Annotated in this window: 14 protein-coding genes; 4 read left to right on the top strand and 10 right to left on the bottom strand. The window is 72.1% G+C overall.

Going from position 1 to position 15,648, the window contains the following annotated elements; all coding sequences use genetic code 11:
• Window positions 1-55 precede the first annotated feature (55 nt).
• From AOZ49_RS17120 to AOZ49_RS17095, 6 genes are all read right to left on the bottom strand, one after another.
• The gene (locus AOZ49_RS17120) at window positions 56-817 is read right to left on the bottom strand and encodes a DUF2894 domain-containing protein (RefSeq protein WP_369815812.1); all 762 of its coding nucleotides are present in this window, start codon (window positions 815-817) and stop codon (window positions 56-58) included.
• Window positions 807-1,463, bottom strand: a complete 657-nt coding sequence (locus AOZ49_RS17115) for an OmpA family protein (RefSeq protein ID WP_054434081.1) — start codon at window positions 1,461-1,463, stop codon at window positions 807-809. Before AOZ49_RS17115 ends, AOZ49_RS17120 begins: the two co-directional genes overlap by 11 nt.
• A complete protein-coding gene (locus AOZ49_RS17110; RefSeq protein ID WP_054476717.1) occupies window positions 1,460-4,759 on the bottom strand; it encodes a DUF802 domain-containing protein in 3,300 nt (1,099 codons plus the stop codon). The genes AOZ49_RS17115 and AOZ49_RS17110 overlap by 4 nt, the downstream gene beginning before the upstream one ends.
• A 10-nt stretch (window positions 4,760-4,769) precedes the next feature.
• The gene (locus tag AOZ49_RS17105; protein WP_054434085.1) at window positions 4,770-5,672 is read right to left on the bottom strand and encodes a DUF3348 domain-containing protein; all 903 of its coding nucleotides are present in this window, start codon (window positions 5,670-5,672) and stop codon (window positions 4,770-4,772) included.
• A gap of 226 nt (window positions 5,673-5,898) precedes the next feature.
• Window positions 5,899-6,540 carry a Vgb family protein gene (locus AOZ49_RS17100; protein ID WP_054461189.1) on the bottom strand — a complete coding sequence of 214 codons (642 nt, stop codon included), beginning with the start codon at window positions 6,538-6,540 and terminating at the stop codon, window positions 5,899-5,901.
• 36 nt (window positions 6,541-6,576) lie between these two features.
• Window positions 6,577-7,794, bottom strand: coding sequence for a hypothetical protein (locus AOZ49_RS17095; RefSeq protein WP_054476713.1), 1,218 nt, complete (start codon window positions 7,792-7,794; stop codon window positions 6,577-6,579).
• A gap of 466 nt (window positions 7,795-8,260) precedes the next feature.
• On the opposite strand from AOZ49_RS17095, the gene AOZ49_RS17090 reads away from it, so the two are divergent.
• Window positions 8,261-9,487, top strand: a complete 1,227-nt coding sequence (locus AOZ49_RS17090; RefSeq protein ID WP_054476711.1) for an SMI1/KNR4 family protein — start codon at window positions 8,261-8,263, stop codon at window positions 9,485-9,487.
• A gap of 22 nt (window positions 9,488-9,509) precedes the next feature.
• On the opposite strand, the gene AOZ49_RS17085 is transcribed toward AOZ49_RS17090, so the two are convergent.
• Complete coding sequence (locus AOZ49_RS17085) at window positions 9,510-10,934, bottom strand: CoA transferase (protein WP_054476709.1); 1,425 nt, start codon at window positions 10,932-10,934, stop codon at window positions 9,510-9,512.
• A gap of 112 nt (window positions 10,935-11,046) precedes the next feature.
• Between AOZ49_RS17085 and AOZ49_RS17080 the strand changes: the two genes are divergently transcribed.
• On the top strand, window positions 11,047-12,258 hold the full coding sequence (locus AOZ49_RS17080; protein ID WP_054476707.1) for a citrate synthase family protein: 1,212 nt from the start codon (window positions 11,047-11,049) through the stop codon (window positions 12,256-12,258).
• Window positions 12,259-12,338: 80 nt separating this feature from the next.
• Here the strand turns inward: AOZ49_RS17080 and AOZ49_RS17075 are convergent, their stop codons facing one another.
• From AOZ49_RS17075 to AOZ49_RS17065, 3 genes are all read right to left on the bottom strand, one after another.
• The gene (locus AOZ49_RS17075) at window positions 12,339-12,818 is read right to left on the bottom strand and encodes a DUF6882 domain-containing protein (RefSeq protein ID WP_054476706.1); all 480 of its coding nucleotides are present in this window, start codon (window positions 12,816-12,818) and stop codon (window positions 12,339-12,341) included.
• A gap of 62 nt (window positions 12,819-12,880) precedes the next feature.
• Entirely contained in the window at window positions 12,881-13,387 is a 507-nt protein-coding gene (locus tag AOZ49_RS17070) for a GNAT family N-acetyltransferase (protein WP_054476703.1), read from the bottom strand.
• 11 nt (window positions 13,388-13,398) lie between these two features.
• Window positions 13,399-14,208: a nucleotidyltransferase domain-containing protein gene (locus AOZ49_RS17065; protein WP_054434121.1), complete on the bottom strand. Its 810-nt coding sequence runs from the start codon at window positions 14,206-14,208 to the stop codon at window positions 13,399-13,401.
• Between the two features lie 134 nt (window positions 14,209-14,342).
• Here AOZ49_RS17065 and AOZ49_RS17060 point away from each other — a divergent pair, with 134 nt between their 5' ends.
• Window positions 14,343-14,876 carry a MarR family winged helix-turn-helix transcriptional regulator gene (locus AOZ49_RS17060; protein ID WP_054476701.1) on the top strand — a complete coding sequence of 178 codons (534 nt, stop codon included), beginning with the start codon at window positions 14,343-14,345 and terminating at the stop codon, window positions 14,874-14,876.
• Window positions 14,873-15,634 (top strand): DNA alkylation repair protein, encoded by a 762-nt coding sequence (locus AOZ49_RS17055; RefSeq protein ID WP_054434125.1) that lies wholly within the window; start codon window positions 14,873-14,875, stop codon window positions 15,632-15,634. Before AOZ49_RS17060 ends, AOZ49_RS17055 begins: the two co-directional genes overlap by 4 nt.
• Window positions 15,635-15,648: the final 14 nt, after the last annotated feature.

The following is a 15,648-nucleotide window of genomic DNA, read 5'->3' as shown; positions in this document are numbered from 1 at the left end:
GCGACATTGTCAGAGCCGCGGGCAGGACGTCGCGCCTGTCACCGGCGGCCCGGGTTCAGCGGCTCTTGGCGCGCGTACCTTTCCTGGCGGGGGCGCGCGCCGTTTCCTTGGCCGGCGGCGCGGCGGCCGCCGTCAACTGCTCCATCCAGGCCAGCGTTTCGGTATAGGTCACGAATTGCTGCAGATAACCCGGCGACAGCTCGCGCATCAGCGACAACGCGCGGTGCACCAACTGGTTGGAATTGAGCGGGCCGGCGTTCTTGTGCACCTGTTCCTGCGACTGGCGCACCTGCCGGTCGGCGCTCAGGCCGGACCAGATCTCGCGCAGTCCGTCCAGCGCCGGCAGGTCGGGATAGGCGTCGCGGCGCGCCTGCGCGGCGATGGCGTCGGGATCCTCGCCGGGCGCGCCGGGGTAGGCGAGATACACCGCCAGTTCGGCCAGTGGCCCGCGCGTGCCGGCCGGGGGCGTCGCGACGCGCGCGGCTGCGGCTGTTACGGCGACGCCAGCGGCGGGGGCATTCCGTTCTTCAGGGGACGCGCTGGCGTCGGGCAGGCCGGCGGCGGCGATACGCGCCGCATAGGCGTCCAGCAACTGCGCCAGGCGCGCGTCCAGCGTGGCGCGCACCGCGCCGCCATGGCCTGCCGCGCGCCGGGCCAGCGCCTCGATGAAATGGAAACCGACCGGATCGAGCCGGTCGTCGCCGCGCTCGCGCCAGGCCCGCAGCGTGGCGAGCGTGTCGTCCGCCGGCAGGCCGGCGCCGGTCGTGGCGTCCGCCTCGGTCGTCAGCGCGTGGCCAAGACCGCCATCACTGGCCACGCGGCGCCTCCGTGCCGTTGGACGGCTTGGGAATCGGCGTGATCTCGACCCGGCGGTTCCTGGCGCGGCCTTCCTCGTCGGCGTTCGAGGCCACGGGTTGTTCGGCGCCGAACGCGGCGGCGAACACCGAGGCCGACGGCACGCCTTCGTCGATCAGCGCGCGGGTCACGGTCAGCGCGCGCTGCGCCGACAGGTCCCAGTTGTCGGCAAAGCGCCGGTTGCCCTCGCGCACCTGCTGGTCGTCGGTGTAGCCGCTGACCATCAGGATCTCGTTGTTGGCCTTCAGGTAGGCCGACAGGGGCTCGATCAGGCTCTTGAGCACCTCGCGGCCCTCCGGCTGCAACTGGTCGGAATTGAGCGCGAACAGCACGCTGCCGCTGATGCCGATGCGGCCGTTGATGAGCGTCACGCGGCCCGCCGCCAGCGGCGCGGCCAGGGCCTGCTCCAGCGTCTGGCGGCGCTGGGTTTCCTCCTGGCGCTGCTTGACCTCGCGTTCGAGCTGGGTCGACAGCTCCAGCTGCACGGCCACCACGCTCACCAGGATCAGCACGAAGGCGCCCAGCAGCACCGACATCAGGTCGCCAAAAACGGCCCAGGTCGGCACCGCGGGTTCCACGCCGCCGTCGATGTCCTCGCCCGCGCTCATGCCGCCTGCGCTCCGGCGCTGGCGGCGCGCTGGCTGGCCAGGTCGCGCAGGTTCTCGACGATCTGCTTCTGCGACATGGTGCTCAGGTCGACCACTTCACGCGCCTGCGCCACGTAGTAGGCCAGTTGCTCGTCGCCGCGCGCGATCGATTTGTCGAGCGCGCTCTCGATGCGTTGCAGGTGCGCGACCAGCTTGTCGTTGGATTCGCCGAACAGGCGCACCGCGGCGCCGAAGGCCTCGCCCAGGCTCGCCACCTCGACGGCGCCGCTGGTCACTTGCGCGGCCACGTCGTCCAGGCGGGCGGTTTCGGATTCGACCTGCTCGGTGAACTGCGTGCCGACGCGGTCCAGCAGGTCCGCCGACGACGAGACCAGGGCGTCGACCGCGCTGCGCTGCTCGCTGGAGGCGTGGTTGACGGCGTCCAGCAGCGTCGCCAGCGTGTCCAGCAGGCGGTTGCGTTCTTCCAGCATCGCGTTGTCGTAGGCCAGGCTGTCCGACAGCTTCTGGCGCAGCTCGCCGATGACCTCGGCGGCCGCGCGCGGCGCTTCGGAGGCGGCCTGCACCAGCTGGCTGATCTCGGCGATGGTGCCGCTGGCGTGGGCCTCGGTCTGGGTGGCGATGTCCTGCGCGGTCTGGGCCAGGGTGGCGCAGATTTCCTGCTGCAGGCTGGCGCTGCGGGCGCCGGCCTGCTCCCATTCCTGGCGCAGCGCCTCGGCCATCGAGCCCAGCTCGGCGGTCCAGGCGGCCAGGCGTTCCTGGTCGCGCGAGGCCAGCGCGGCCTGCAGCTCGGCCTGAGATTGGCCCAGGGTCTGCAGCAGCGTTGCCGAATGCTGCTCGAAGGCAGCCGCGGCGGTGGTCAGGGCCTGCTGGTTGTCGCCGGCCAGTTTCTCGTTGGCCAGTTCCTGGCGCACCTGGGCCTCGGTCCAGGCCTGCGTCACGCCGCCGGCCGCCGTTTCCAGGCGGGCCGAGACGTTTTCCAGCAGGGCGGCCTGGGCCTGGGTCTGGGTGGTGATGTCGTGCGCGGTGCGGGCCAGCAGCTGGCCCAGTTCCTGGTGGCGGGCGGCGGTCTGTTCGCCGGCCGCGCGCCATTCCTGGCCCAGTTCGGTGGCCAGCGCGCCCAGCGAGGCATGCCAGGCGGCCAGGCGATGCTCGTCGCGCGCGGCCAGGGCGGCCTGCAGGTCGGCATGGGACTGGTCCAGCGTGCGCAGCAGCGCGGCCGAGTGCTGTTCGAAGGCGGCCGCGGCGGCGGTCAGGGCCTGCTGGTTGTCGGCGGCCAGCTTCTCGCTGGTCAGTTCCTGGCGCACTTGCGCCTCGGTCCAGGCCTGCGTCACGCCGCCGGCGGCGGATTCGATGCGCACGGCCACGCTGTCGAGCAGGGCGCTCTGCGCGTCGCTGCGCGTGGCCAGATCCTGCGCGGTGCGCGTCAGCATCTGGCTGATGTCCTGCTGGCGGGCGGCGGCTTGCGCGCCGGCCTGTTCCCATTCCTGGCCGAGCTTGTCGGCGACCGCGCCGAGCGTGCCGGCCCAGGCGGCCAGGCGCTGTTCGTCGCGCGCGGCCAGGGCGGCCTGCAGGTCGGCGTGGGACTGGTCCAGGGTGCGCAGCAGCGCGGCCGAATGCTGTTCGAAGGTCGCGGCGGCGGCGGCCAGGGCCGCGCGGTTGTCGTCCGCCAGCTTGTCGCTGACCTGCGACTGGCGCGCCAGGGCCTCGTGCCATTGCGCCGAGACGTTGCCGGCAGCGGTTTCCAGGCGGGTCGAGACGTTCTCGAGCAGGCCGGCCTGGGCCTGCGCGTGCGCGGTCAGGTCCTGTGCGCTGAGGGCCAGGGCCTGGTTGATTTCCAGCTGGCGTTCGGCGGCCTGCGCGCCGGCCTGCTGCCATTCCTCGCGCAGGGTGGCGGACAGCGCGCCCAGCGTGTCGGTCCAGGCGGCCAGGCGTTGCTGGTCGCGCGAGGCCAGGTCGGATTGCAGCGCCGCGTGCGAGGCGTTCAGCGTGCGCAGCAGCGACGCCGAATGCTGTTCGAAGCTGGCGGCGGCGGCCGTCAGGGCCTGCAGGTTGTCGCCGGCCAGTTTCTCGCTGGCGCGTTCCTGGCGGCTCAGCGCCACGTTCCAGGCTTCGGACATGCTGCCCGAGGACGCCTCCAGGCGTTCGGACACGCTGTCCAGCAGACTGGCCGAGCGTTGCTCGAAGGTCTGCGCGAAGCGGTCGAGCGAGCCGCGCAGGTCCTCTGCCAGGGTTTCGCTGGCGCGCTGCTGGCCGGCCAGGGCCTGGTTCCAGATGCCGGCGACGTTGGCGGTGGCGGCCTGCAGGCCGGCGGTCATGCCGTCCAGCTGGCGTTGCACCGCCTGTGTGACGGTGTCGTGCAGCGTGGCGGTCTCGCGCGACAGGCCGGCCATGGTGGCTTCGACCGCGGGTTGCAGCGCCGCGCCGGCCGAGCGGGCGCTTTCGGCCACGCTTTCCTTCATCGACTGTTCCATCGCCGCGGCCAGGCGCGCGTAGGCCGCCTCGGCCTTGCCCTGGAAGGCGTCCTGGCTGGCGAGCTGGCGCTCGTTCAGCGTGTGGTTCTGCTGTTCCAGGTTGCGCATCATGGCGTCCAGGCGGTCGACCAGCGCGGGCATGGCCTCCGCCTGCCGTTGCAGCACTTCGGCCTGGCGTTGCAGCAGCTTGAAGCTTTCTTCGCGCTGATGGCCCTGGGTGTAGAGGCGCAGCGTGGTCGCGGCCTTGGCGTCGAGCCCTTGCGCGGCCTGGATCCGGTCGCGGCGGCACAGCGCCGCCAGCAGGCCCAGCATGGCCGAGGTGGCGACGCCGGCGATCGAGGTGCCGAAGGCAAAGCCCAGGCCCTTGACGGGCGCGGCTAGCGAGGCGCGGATCGCGGCCAGGTCGGTGGCGCTTTCGAGCGCGGCGCCGGTGCCGCGCAGCGTCACCACCATGCCCAGGAAGGTGCCGAGCATGCCCAGCAGCACCAGCAGGCCGACCAGGTAGGGCGCCAACGCCGGGCCGGGCAGGCCCACGCGTTCGCCCTCGATGCGCAGCCGCACCGGGTTGCGCAGCGCGGCGGGCAGTTGTTCGAGCCAGCCGGCGAGGCTGGCGGGCGCTTCCGACAGGTTGCCGACCGCGCGTCTCAGGGACGCGGTGGCTTGTTGATAGCGCAGCAATTCGAGCGCGCCGGCCACGTAGCAGGCGCCGATCAGCAGCGTGACGGCCAGGGCCAGGGGATTGGTGCCCGCGTAGCCCGCGCCGATCCAGCCGGCCACGGCCAGGCCGCTGAGGAAAACAACGATATTGATCAGATACTTGGACATAGTGTCCCGGTTAGCTGGTGCGAAGGGTGGCAAGCAGCCCTTCCACCGGTTGTAAACGAACATCCAGTTCGGCCAGCAGCACGCTGCGCATGTCTTTGCGGAACGTTTCCAGCCAGGCGCCCGGCGTGGGCGCGGGTAAAGCGGGTGGCGGCACGCCGACGTCGGTCGACGCTGGCGCGTTGGCATCGACCTGCGCGGCGCTGTCGGGCGCGGCCTGGGCATCGTCCCGCGCGCCGGCTTCGGCCTGCGCCTCGGGGTCGGCCGCCGCCGCGGCGTCGACCTCGGCCTGCGCCTGCGCGGCGGCCTGGGCCGCTGCTTCCAGCGCGGCCTGCTCGGCCAGCCGCAGCCGGTCGAAATGGCCCTGCAGCAACTTCGGGATCGCGCCCAGCAGCGTCCGCTCGCGCGGCAGCAGGGCGCGGTCCATGATGGCGTCCACCACCGCCAATCGCGTCATTTCCGGCGTCCTGGCCGCGACCATGCCGCGCAGGCGGCTGCGCAGATTGCCGATGCTGGTCTCCATCGTGTGCTGCAACGACAGATAGCGCTGACGGAAATTCGAGTAATCGGCGTCGCCGGCCTGCAGCGCCGCCACCTTGGCGGACACTTGCCCCGGCATCTGCCGCTTGGCGGCCGTGGCCGCGGTGTCGCTGGCGATGGCATCGGCCAGCGTGGTCCGGACGCGCTCGCACTCGCGCTCCTCGGCGCTGCTGAACTGGCGCGCGCCCGGCGCGATCGCCGGCGGGCGGTTGTTCAGGGCGGCGGACAGGGCAATCGCGTCGGTCCAGCCGAGCCATTGGCTCAGATGATCCGACAACGGCTGCCGGGATTCCGGCGCGTCGACATCCGTCAGGCGAGTCAGCAAGCGAATGAGCGTCGGGCCGCTTAAACCTGTGCGCTGTGGGGCTTGCAACATACCACCAGAGTCAAAAAGGGGGGAGTTTACACGCTGGCGGGGCCCCGCTGGGCCCGGAAACGGGGGGGGGCGCGATTGTGGCTGCAACAATTTGTCAGGACGACCCGCCGGCGCGGTTCGCCGGGGAGCGCGGGGCGTCGGCGCCGCGGCGTCGGATCCGGCTGATATCGGCCCGAAAAAAAGCCCGCCCGCCGGGGGCGGCCGGCGGGCGTCGCGGGCGGGAAGGTCAGGCGCTGGCGCGCGGCCGGCGCACGGCGCGCAGGCGGCCGCTGGTGGCGCCGCCGCAATAGAGCACGTCGCCGCCGTCCGATTCCAGGCCGGACACGTAGACGCCCGGCGGCATCGCCAATCGTTCCAGCACCTCGCCGTTGGCCGGATCGACCCGGCGCAGCTCGCTGGCGTCGTCTTCCCAGGTGCCGTGCCACAGGTTGCCGTCGACCCAGGTGACGCCGGTCACGTAGCGGTCGGACTCGATGGTGCGCAGGATGGCGCCGGTGGCGGGATCGACCTGGTGGATCTTGCGGTCCTTGTAGCGCGCGATCCAGAGCATGCCTTCGGCCCAGGTCATGCCCGAATTGCCGCCGCCTTCGGGCGCCGGCACGGTGGCCAGCACGCGGCCCGAGGCCGGGTCGATCTTCTGGATGATGTTGTCGGCCAGCTGGTACAGGTGCTTGCCGTCGAACGCGGTGCCGGCGCGGGCGGTGACGTCGATCGTGCGCACCACGTCGCCGCTGGCCGGGTCCAGGGCGTGCAGCTTGTCGCCCACGGCGATCCAGACGCGGCTGCCGTCGTAAGACACGCCGTGCACGTCGGTGACGCCGGGGAAGGGGCCGTATTCACGGAGGATTTCTGCGGGCTTGGATTTCATGACGATGTCCTTGTTCAGGGGGATGACGTCTCCATGCTAGGCATTCGCCAGCGGAACCGGGAGTAACAATGTCGTCGCGAAACCGGGCAGCGGCGGCGTGATCCAGCGCCGCGCCCGGCCGCGGCCGATCGCCTGGGCGCGGCCGGCGGCGGCCAGCGCGTCCAGGGCGCGCTGCACCTGGCGCTGGCTGGCGCCGGTGGCCAGCGCCAGGGCCGAACTGGACCAGGCTTCGCCGTCGGCCAGCAGCGCCAGCACGGCGGCGTGGCGGTCTTGCACGGGCGGCGCCAGCACCGCGACGGCGCCGGCCGCCGGCGCCAGCGCGAAGCCCAGCCGCGTCGCGCGGATGCCGGCCAGTGTTCCCAGCGCCGTCCGCAACCGGCCGATTTCCACCCGCAACCGCGCGCGGTGCGTGTCGTCCGGATGTCGGGCGCGGAAGGCCTGCGCGATCAAGGCGTCGCGCGGCGCGTCGCCCGGCCACGCCTGGCCCAGCGCCTGCGCCAGGGTGAACAGGACCGGGCGGCTGGCCAGCGCCAGGCTGTGGCCCGCGCCGTGCACGGCATAGCGGCAGGCGTCGATCACCAGCGTGTCGGACGCCAGCAGCGTTTCCACCTCGTCCAGGCGCAGCGCGCGGATTTCGCCCGCGTGGTGCAGTTGCGCCGCCGGCGTCTCCAGCGCCAGCGCCGCCTGGCGCACTTCGGCCTGCAGGGCGGGAATGGCCGCCGCCTGCGCGGCGTGCGCGGCCCGCGCCAGGGCGGCGCGGGCGGTGGCGGCCTGTACCCGGCGAAGCGCGATGCCGGCCAGGGCCAGCTCGTGCACCGCCCGCAAGGCCGGCGGGAAGGGCGCGGGGTCCAGTCCCGACAGCACTTGCTCGGCCTGTTCCAGGCGTCCCATCAGGATCAGGCGGCGCCCGGCCAGGTAGCCGGCATAGGCCGCATTGCGCCGGTCGCCATGCTGTTCGAGCGCGGCGCGGGCGGCCTCGAGCGCCGCCGTCGGCCAGCCCAGGTCGCGCGAGGCCAGCGCGATCTCGGCCTCGGCCACCACGCAGCGGGCGCGCGCCACCGGATCCCTGGCGCCGAACGCGCGGGCGGCGCGGCGCACCAGCGGCCGGGCGCGTTCAAAGTCGCCCAACTGCGCCAGCGCGATGCCGCGCAGCGCCAGGGCCGGCGCATCGTCGCGCAAGGCCACCCGGCCCAGCGCGGCCAGCGGGTCGCCGGCAGCCAGCGCGCGGGCCGCGGCCTGGATCAGTCCGTCCATGAGGATGCCGTCATCACCGCCGCTCCGGTTCGTGGATATCGCCAATCTACCACCGGCGCGGCGGCAGGGGACTTCGTCCGCGATTGGGGCTGGCGGCTCGCCGTGGGCGCGACGGCGCCGGTTTCTCGGACCCGTTCCTATCGTCTGCCGGCAGGGCGTTGGCTAAGTTGGGCGGGCAATCACGCATTGCGAAACACCCGCCACCCCGCGCCAGGCCCCAGGCACCTCCGGCCGACGCGTTCGTCCTGTCTTCGGTCTGTTCCCGCTCATGTATGTCCTGAAAGTCTTTCACTGGAAAACCACGCCCGGGAAACTCCGGTTCCATCAATTGATCCCTATCTACGGCGCCGCCCCTTCATCGCAAGGCAAGGGCAAGCAGCATGCGTCGGCCGCGGATCCGCATGTGCATCCGGCGGATGCCACGCCCAAGTAGAATCCGAGCAGTCCTTTCCAGAAAGCATCCAAGATGAGCGAGCACTTTTCCGCCGACGAAATCCAGAACCTCCGACAGCACGGCATCGCCCTGTTCGCCGACCGCGTCCTCATCGCGGTCCAGCCGCCGATGAGCGAGACTCGCATCGCCGAGATCGAAGCGATCTGCGCCGGCCCCTTGCCCGAGGCGCTGCGCGACTTGTGGCGCCTGACCGCCGGCGGTGAACTGGCTTACGACCTGCATGCACAGATGGACGGCAACGAAGAGGCCCTCAGCTGGTCCGAGTTGTTCTATGACGGCAGCGACCAATACCGCGACCTGGCGGGCTGGATCGAACACGAGCAGGAATGCGCCGAAGAGGCCGCCGAGGAAAGCGGCGAGGCCTGGGACGGCAAGCTGCGCTATCTGCCGATCGGCGGCTTTGAATACTGCGATCGCATCTATGTGCAGGTGGGGCCGGGCGGCCACGCTGGCGGCATCGTGGCCTGGAAGCAGGGCCTGCCGGGCTGGACCCATACATTGCAGCAGGACGGCATCGCGACGATCGCGGCCGATCTGCGCGGCGCGTTTGCCGAGCTGCGCCTGGAGGAAGACCCCGAGGACCCCGACAGCACGGGCGTGCGCGTGCTGGAGTATCTGGACGAGCGAGTGGCGGATCATGGCATGCCGCAGGCGTTGGCGGACAAGCTGACGGCGTTCTACCGGCGCGCGTTGGTGGATTGGCGCGGGCCGTTGGCGGCCGGGACGCTGGGGCAGTCGCCGCGGTTGGCCAATCTGGCCTTGCGGCATGCGCTGGCCAACGATGACGGCGCCCTGGTCGCGCAATTGGCCACGCAGGGCATGGACTTCGGCCAGCCGTTGCGTGGCAGCGCCACGGCGCTGGATGTGGCGTTGATGCAGCACGCCTACGCGGCGGCGCAGGCGTTGCTGCGGGCCGGTGCGCCGGTCAGCGCGGACGCGTTGCACCGATTCGATCGTCAGCCGCCCGCCGAATTGGTGGCGCAGTTGCTGGCGCGCGGCGCGCGGGCCGACGGCCTCGGCGTGGCGCGTTGCGTGGCTTGTGGCGCGCCGGATGTCGCGCGCCAGGTCGTCGCCGTCGCAGGCGAAGGCATCGCGGCCGCGTATGCCGAGGCGCGCGACGCCATGCTGACGCGCTACGAGGAAGACCTGCGCCGCGTGCGCGCGGGCAAGCTGGGCCACTACCTGGGTGCGGACGGCTTGGCCGAGCGGGTCGCGAACCTGCGCGCGTTCGTGCTTTGAGTCCGTCGCGCGTCGTGGTTCCCTAGCGCACGCTGTCCCGCCAAGTCGCTTCGGACGAACCCAACGCGCTCGCCGGATAATCCCACGACTCCGGCGTGCCCTCGATCCGCATCGGCGGCCTGACGCGCCGGGCCGGGCCCCACGAGGTTTCCTCGATCGCCGCGGACCAGTCGGCTGCCGTTTCCGCGGCCAATGCCGGCCCGCCTTCCAGCATTCCGCGATGCGCCACCAGCAGCTTGGCGGTGCGGGCCAATGAGGCGCGGGCGCTGCCGCCCGCGCCCGTGGCCAGCCGCTCGGTCAGGCCGCGCAGGGCGGCCGTGGCCATCAGGTAGCCGGTGGCGTGGTCGATGGCCTGGCAGGGCAGCGGCACCGGCCGGTCGGCGCCCTTGGCGCGCATGCCGGCATCGGCGATGCCGGTGCTCATCTGCACCAGGCTGTCGAATCCGCGGCGTCCCTGCCACGGACCGCTCCAGCCATACGCGTCGAGCGACACGTCGATCAGCGCCGGGTTGAGCTGGCGGCGGCGTTCGGCGTCCAGGCCCAGGCGGGCCAGGGCGTCGGCGCGATAGCCGTGGATCATCACGTCGGCCTGGCTCAGCAGGCGTTCGAGCGTGGCCAGATCCGCAGCGGATTTCAGGTCCAGGCGCGCGCAGCGCTTGCCCAGCACGACTTCGGGCACGGTGCCGGGCTCCTCCCAGCCGGGCGGGTCGATGCGCAGCACGTCGGCGCCATAGCCGGCGAGGAAGCGGGTGGCGACGGGTCCGGCCAGGATGCGGGTCAGGTCCAGCACGCGCAGGCCTTGCAGCGGGCGTTGGCGCGTCGGGCGCCAGTCCGGACGGGCGCTGGCGGGCGCGGCGGCGCGATGCAGCAGCGGTTCGGCGCCGACGCTGCGGCCTTGCGGGTGCCGGGCCCAGGCGTCCAGGTCGCGCATGGCGGCGGCGCAGCCGTTGCGTTCGACCACGGCCGCTTCCAGTTCGTCGGCGCGCCAGCGCGAGACGGCCTGGGCGACCGCGTCGCGGTCGGCCGCCACGCCCAGGACCGCGAGGGCGGCGTCGCGATGGTGCGGCGCGTTGGTGTGCAGGCGGATCCAGCCGTCGCTGGCGCGGTAGTCGCCGGCCACGGCATCCCACAGTGGCGGGGCGTCCCGGCCGATGGGACGCAGCGTGGTGCCGAACCAGATCGAGGCCAGGCGCCGGTCGACGCTGATGGCGCCGGGGGCGCCTGGGGTGCCCGACCCGGCGGCGGCGAATTCGGCCAGGGCCAGGCCGGCCGCGCCGATGGCGGCGGTGGCGAACTCGGTGACGGCGAAGGCCGAGGGCAGCGCCCCATGGCCGGTGACGCCGACCCGGGACAGATGGGCGGGATCGCCGCCGGCCGCCAGCCAGAATTGCCGCAGATAGTCGGCGGTGGCGGGGCAGGGGGCGGAGGGGTGGTCGGGGACGGACATGGCGGACTTCCTTGAAGGCGGGCAATGTCGTCAGGATTATTCTTATGGAATTAATTGTCAATATTGATTAAGTTAATCAATATTATCGATATCCGCGCTTGCGCTTCTACTCATGCCGAACTACCTGACTTCCGCCGCCGCGGCCGCCCGCCTGGGGGTGTCGCGCCAGACCCTGTACGCCTACGTGAGCCGCGGGCTGCTGCATGCCGAAGCCGGCGCCACGCCGCGTGAAAGCCGTTATCTGGCCGAGGATGTCGAGCGCCTGGCGGCGCAGCGCACGCGCGGCCGCAAGCCGAAGGAGGTGGCCAAGGCGACGCTGAACTGGGGGCTGCCGGTGCTGGAGTCCGCCATCACGCTGATCGAGGACGGGCAGCTGTTCTATCGCGGGCAGAACGCGGTGGCGCTGGCCGGGGCGCGCTCGGTGGAGGCGGTGGCGGCGCACCTGTGGCAATGCGACGAGGCGATGGCGTTCGGCGCTGCCGCGCCGGCGCTGCCGCCGGACATGGCGGCCTTGTTCGCGCGGTATCGCGGCCAGCGCGCCGAGGCCGCGCTGTTGCCCTTGTTCACGGCGGCCAGCGACGATGACGCGACCGCGTTGTGGCAGCGCTCGACGCAGCGCCAGGCGCAGGGGTGCGGCGCCCTGGTGCGCACGCTGGCGGCCTGCCTGTTGCAGGCCGCGCCGGACGATGCGCCGATCCACGCGCAATGCGCCCGCGCCTGGGGCGTGGACGCGGCCGGCGCGGACCTGATCCGGATGGCGTTGGTGCTGTGCGCCGACCATGAATTGAACGCCTCCAGTTTCACCGCGCGCTGTATCGCGTCCACCGGCGCCAGCCTGCGCGCGGGAATCGTCGGCGGCCTGGCGGCGCTGACGGGCGGGCGCCACGGCGGCACCACGGCGCGTGGCGAGGCGATGTGGGACGAGCTCGAGCGCGGCGATGCCGACGCGGATGGCGGCCGGCGGCTGGCGCGCGGCCTGCGCGAGCGGCTGGCGCGGGGGGAAGACCTGCCGGGTTTCGGACATCACCTCTATCCCGCCGGCGACCCGCGCGCCAGCGCCTTGCTGGCGAGGATATTGCCGCGGCGTCCCGACTGGCAGGCGCTGGTCGAACAGGCCTTCGATCTGGTCGGGCAGCGGCCGTCGGTGGATTTCGCGCTGGTGGCGGTGCGCCGCCATCTCGGCCTGCCACCGGGAGCGGCGTTCGGGCTGTTCGCGCTGGGGCGCTCCATCGGCTGGCTGGCGCACGGGCTGGAGCAGCGCGGCAGCCAGGATGTGATCCGGCCGCGCGCGGCCTATACCGGCGTGCATCCCGACGCGGCTTGACCGAGGCCGCCGGCGCTGACGCGGCGTGCTGTCGTGTCAGCGTCGCCGGACGCAACCCGGCCCGGCGCGCGCCGCGGGCGTCAGGCCTGGGACAGGGTGACCTGGCCGAACGTCATCCAGACGTAGGCGGTTTCCGAGGCCTGGGCGCGGTAGGAGCCGCTGGCCTCGCCCAGCCGCATGGCGACGGCGGTGAATTCCCAGGCCTGGGCGTCGTCGCAGGGCACCTTGCGGTGGGTGTACGCCTCCAGGCCATGGGCCTGGCCGAAGGCCAGCGCCAGCTGGGCGTGTTCGGCCAGCTCGGCCGGCACCGACGGGTGGTCCCAGCCCCACAGGAAGCTGCCGTCCTCGCTGTTGGACGTGCCGACGATCTGCACCGGCGCGTGGGCGGTGATGCCGCCGGGCAGCTGGAACACGATCAGGCCGCTGTCCATGTCCACGGACCATTGCTCGGCCTCGTCCAGGTGCCAGGTGGCGCAGTGCGCCGAGGTGGCGGCCCGCATGCCTTCCAGGCTCTGGGCGATGTAGGCGGAAACGTCGAAGGGCTGGGTGGTGTCGGACATGCGGGGCTTCGCGGGTGATGGAAAGTCGATAGCGTACCTCCAAAGCGAGGCGGCCCGGGGCCTCACCCGCCGGGCGGTCGGCCCAGCACGTAGACGCGGGTGTCGCGGCCGTAGTGCGTTTCGATGGCGCGGAAGGCGAAGCCCAGCTTGTCCAGCACGCGCTGCGAGCCCAGGTTGTCAGGCCACGTGACGGCCAGCAGCTCCGCGCTGTCGAGCGCGCGCCAGGCGTAGTCGCAGAGCTGGCGCGCGGCCTGGGTGGCGTAGCCGCGGCCCCAGGCCGATCGTTGCAGGCGGTAGGCCAGTTGCAACGCGCCGGTGTCCTCCAGCCGTGTCAGGCTGATCCAGCCCACCGCCACGCCGTCGGGATCGACCACCGCCCAGTGGCCGATGTCATCCGGCGGCGTCTTCAACCAGTCCAGCAGTTCCTGGCGGCGCGCCTGCGTGGCGGGCTTGACGCCGGTGCTGTGGCGCATGACCTCGGGGTCGGCTTCGAGCGCCAGGATCATGGGCACGTCGTCCGCGCGCAGGCGGCGCAGGGTGACGCTCGGGGTGGCCGGGGCGGTGTGCATCGGGGCGGCGCTCAGTACGTCAGCGGGGCGCCGGTCACGACCTCATACAGGAACCGGTCCAGCCGTTCGGTCTGGCCGTCGGGCCGGTCGAAGAAGGGCGCTTTCTCCAGGGCCGGCAGCGTCGTTTCCAGGTAGGCGTGGATCAAGGGGAAGCGCGGGCCGTGCTCGGCCTCGCCGGCCTGCATCTTGATGGCCAGCAAGGCGTTGATCTCGTCGCGCAGCGCGGGGTCGGTGACCATGGCATCGGCCAGGTCGGCAAAGCGCATCGGGGGGATGCCGCGGCCGCTGTCGATCCATTGCGCGGCCAGCACGGGACGCAGCACGTACAGGTATTTCTTGAGCCGCACGGTGTCGCCCTGCAGCGACTCGCGAAAGTTGCGGCCGGCCATGGCGACATAATGCCAACGGCCCTTGATGTGCGAGAAATACTCGCTGCGGAAGTGCCGCAGCCAGGCGCTGGCGGCGTCGTCCTGGCGGTACAGCACGGGGGAGTCCAGCCATTCGAACAGGGTGGGGTTGGAGCCGCGCAGCAGTTGCAGCGCCTTGCGCAATTCCCAGCCGGACACGTCCAGTTCGTCGTCGATCGGCAGCTCGATCACGTCGCGCTGCGGCGCCACCCGCAGGTACCAGTCCAGCTTGTGCACATACAGGAAGCGCACGTCGTAGTCGCTGTCGGGCGAGGCGAAGCCCCAGCCGCGGCTGCCGGACTCGCAGGCGAGCAGGACGCGCACGTCGTGGCGCTGTTCGATGTGTTCCAGGGTCGCCATGACGCGTTCGCGGATGGCCGGATCGATGGGATGGGCGTGCAGGATCGAGGTCATGCTTTGGATGCTAGCACTTCGCCAGGCGGGTGCGCGAGGCGCGCGAATGCGTGGCGCGTTGTCGTTGCCGGCGCGTTTGCCCATTATGATTAGCTGCCTTATCATATGCCGCCATATCAACTGCCGGACCCGCCATGCCAACTGCCATTCCCGCCATGCTGGAACCCAAGCACCATGCGCTGCTGGACGAGGCCGCCCGCCGCGGGCTGGCCTCGTCCGACGGCATCCAGCTGTGCTTTCAGGTGCTGGCCCTGGCCGGCGCCATCGACCGCGACTGCGCCGCGCGCCTGGCGCCGCGGCAGTTGTCGGAAGGCAAGTTCGTGCTGCTGTTCCTGCTGCACGGACAGGCGGGTGGGCTGTCGCCGCACGAACTGGCGGCGCGCGCGGGCGTGACCCGCGCCACGGTGACCGGTCTGCTCGACGGACTGGAGCGCGATGGGTTCGCGCTGCGCCAGCCGGGCCAGGACGACCGGCGCCGGATCACGGTGACGCTCACGCCCAAGGGCAGGACGGTGGCGGCGCGGCTGTTCAAGGAACATGCACAGTGGATCGGCGCGCTGTTCGACACCTTGTCGCAGGCCGAGCGGCGCCAGCTCGGCGACCTGCTGGCGAAGGTGTGGCGCGGCACCGACAGCGGACGTGCCGCACTGGCGGGAGAGACACCGTGACGGCCGCCCGCCGCGGCGTCAAGGACATCGGCGCGGGCCGCCTGGCGCAACTGAACGCGGGCGCGCCGGCCGCGCACCTGACCGAGTGCCTGGCGGTGGACTTTGCCTTGCTGATGCAGGCGCTGGCGCCCGAGGTCGGCGCCGATGGCATCGCCGCGATGCGGGCCGCGGCGGCGCTGGGCATCTCCAAGCGCATGGCGGTGGCGGCGCGTATCCTGCATGAAGGGCTGGGTCCGGCCGGCTTCACGCGGATGGCGGCGCAGGCGTCGGACACCGCGCGGGGCTGGGCCTGCTTCATGATCGGGGCGGCGCCGGACCTGTCGCTGGCGCAGCGCCTGGCGCGCATCCGGCCGCTGGCCGACGATGCGCATTTCGGGGTGCGCGAATGGGCCTGGCTGGCCGTGCGGCCGGCGCTGGCGGCCGACCTGGACGCGGCAATCACGCAGCTGCAAGCGTGGACGACGCTGCCGTCCGAGCGCTTGCGCCGCTTTGCCAGCGAGTCGTTGCGGCCGCGCGGCGTCTGGTGCGCGCACATCGCCGCGCTCAAGGCGGACCCGGGGCGGGCGTTGCCGCTGCTGGAGCCGATGCGCGCCGATGCGGCGGTCTACGTGCAGGATTCGGTGGCGAACTGGTTGAACGACGCCAGCAAGGACCAGCCGGACTGGGTCAGGCGGGTGTGTGCGCGTTGGCTGACGCACAGCCCGGTCGCGGCGACGCAGCGCATCTGCCAGCGGGCGCTGCGCACCATCGGGGCGTAACGCGCCGCTGCCGT

Origin of the sequence: Achromobacter sp. 2789STDY5608615, from assembly GCF_001298995.1 — a bacterium.
Classification (GTDB): Bacteria; Pseudomonadota; Gammaproteobacteria; order Burkholderiales; family Burkholderiaceae_B; genus Achromobacter; species Achromobacter insuavis.
Note: the sequence above shows the minus strand (reverse complement) of the source record. Positions and strands in the feature narration are given on the sequence as shown.

What these genes read in the sequence shown, in the direction of transcription:
- AOZ49_RS17115 (WP_054434081.1), bottom strand. Translation starts at nt 1,463, where the DNA reads ATGAGCGCGGGCGAGGACATCGACGGCGGCGTGGAACCCGCGGTGCCG.
- AOZ49_RS17110 (WP_054476717.1), bottom strand. Translation starts at nt 4,759, where the DNA reads ATGTCCAAGTATCTGATCAATATCGTTGTTTTCCTCAGCGGCCTGGCC.
- AOZ49_RS17105 (WP_054434085.1), bottom strand. Translation starts at nt 5,672, where the DNA reads ATGTTGCAAGCCCCACAGCGCACAGGTTTAAGCGGCCCGACGCTCATT.
- AOZ49_RS17100 (WP_054461189.1), bottom strand. Translation starts at nt 6,540, where the DNA reads ATGAAATCCAAGCCCGCAGAAATCCTCCGTGAATACGGCCCCTTCCCC.
- AOZ49_RS17095 (WP_054476713.1), bottom strand. Translation starts at nt 7,794, where the DNA reads ATGGACGGACTGATCCAGGCCGCGGCCCGCGCGCTGGCTGCCGGCGAC.
- AOZ49_RS17090 (WP_054476711.1), top strand. Translation starts at nt 8,261, where the DNA reads ATGAGCGAGCACTTTTCCGCCGACGAAATCCAGAACCTCCGACAGCAC.
- AOZ49_RS17085 (WP_054476709.1), bottom strand. Translation starts at nt 10,934, where the DNA reads ATGTCCGTCCCCGACCACCCCTCCGCCCCCTGCCCCGCCACCGCCGAC.
- AOZ49_RS17080 (WP_054476707.1), top strand. Translation starts at nt 11,047, where the DNA reads ATGCCGAACTACCTGACTTCCGCCGCCGCGGCCGCCCGCCTGGGGGTG.
- AOZ49_RS17075 (WP_054476706.1), bottom strand. Translation starts at nt 12,818, where the DNA reads ATGTCCGACACCACCCAGCCCTTCGACGTTTCCGCCTACATCGCCCAG.
- AOZ49_RS17070 (WP_054476703.1), bottom strand. Translation starts at nt 13,387, where the DNA reads ATGCACACCGCCCCGGCCACCCCGAGCGTCACCCTGCGCCGCCTGCGC.
- AOZ49_RS17065 (WP_054434121.1), bottom strand. Translation starts at nt 14,208, where the DNA reads ATGACCTCGATCCTGCACGCCCATCCCATCGATCCGGCCATCCGCGAA.
- AOZ49_RS17060 (WP_054476701.1), top strand. Translation starts at nt 14,343, where the DNA reads ATGCCAACTGCCATTCCCGCCATGCTGGAACCCAAGCACCATGCGCTG.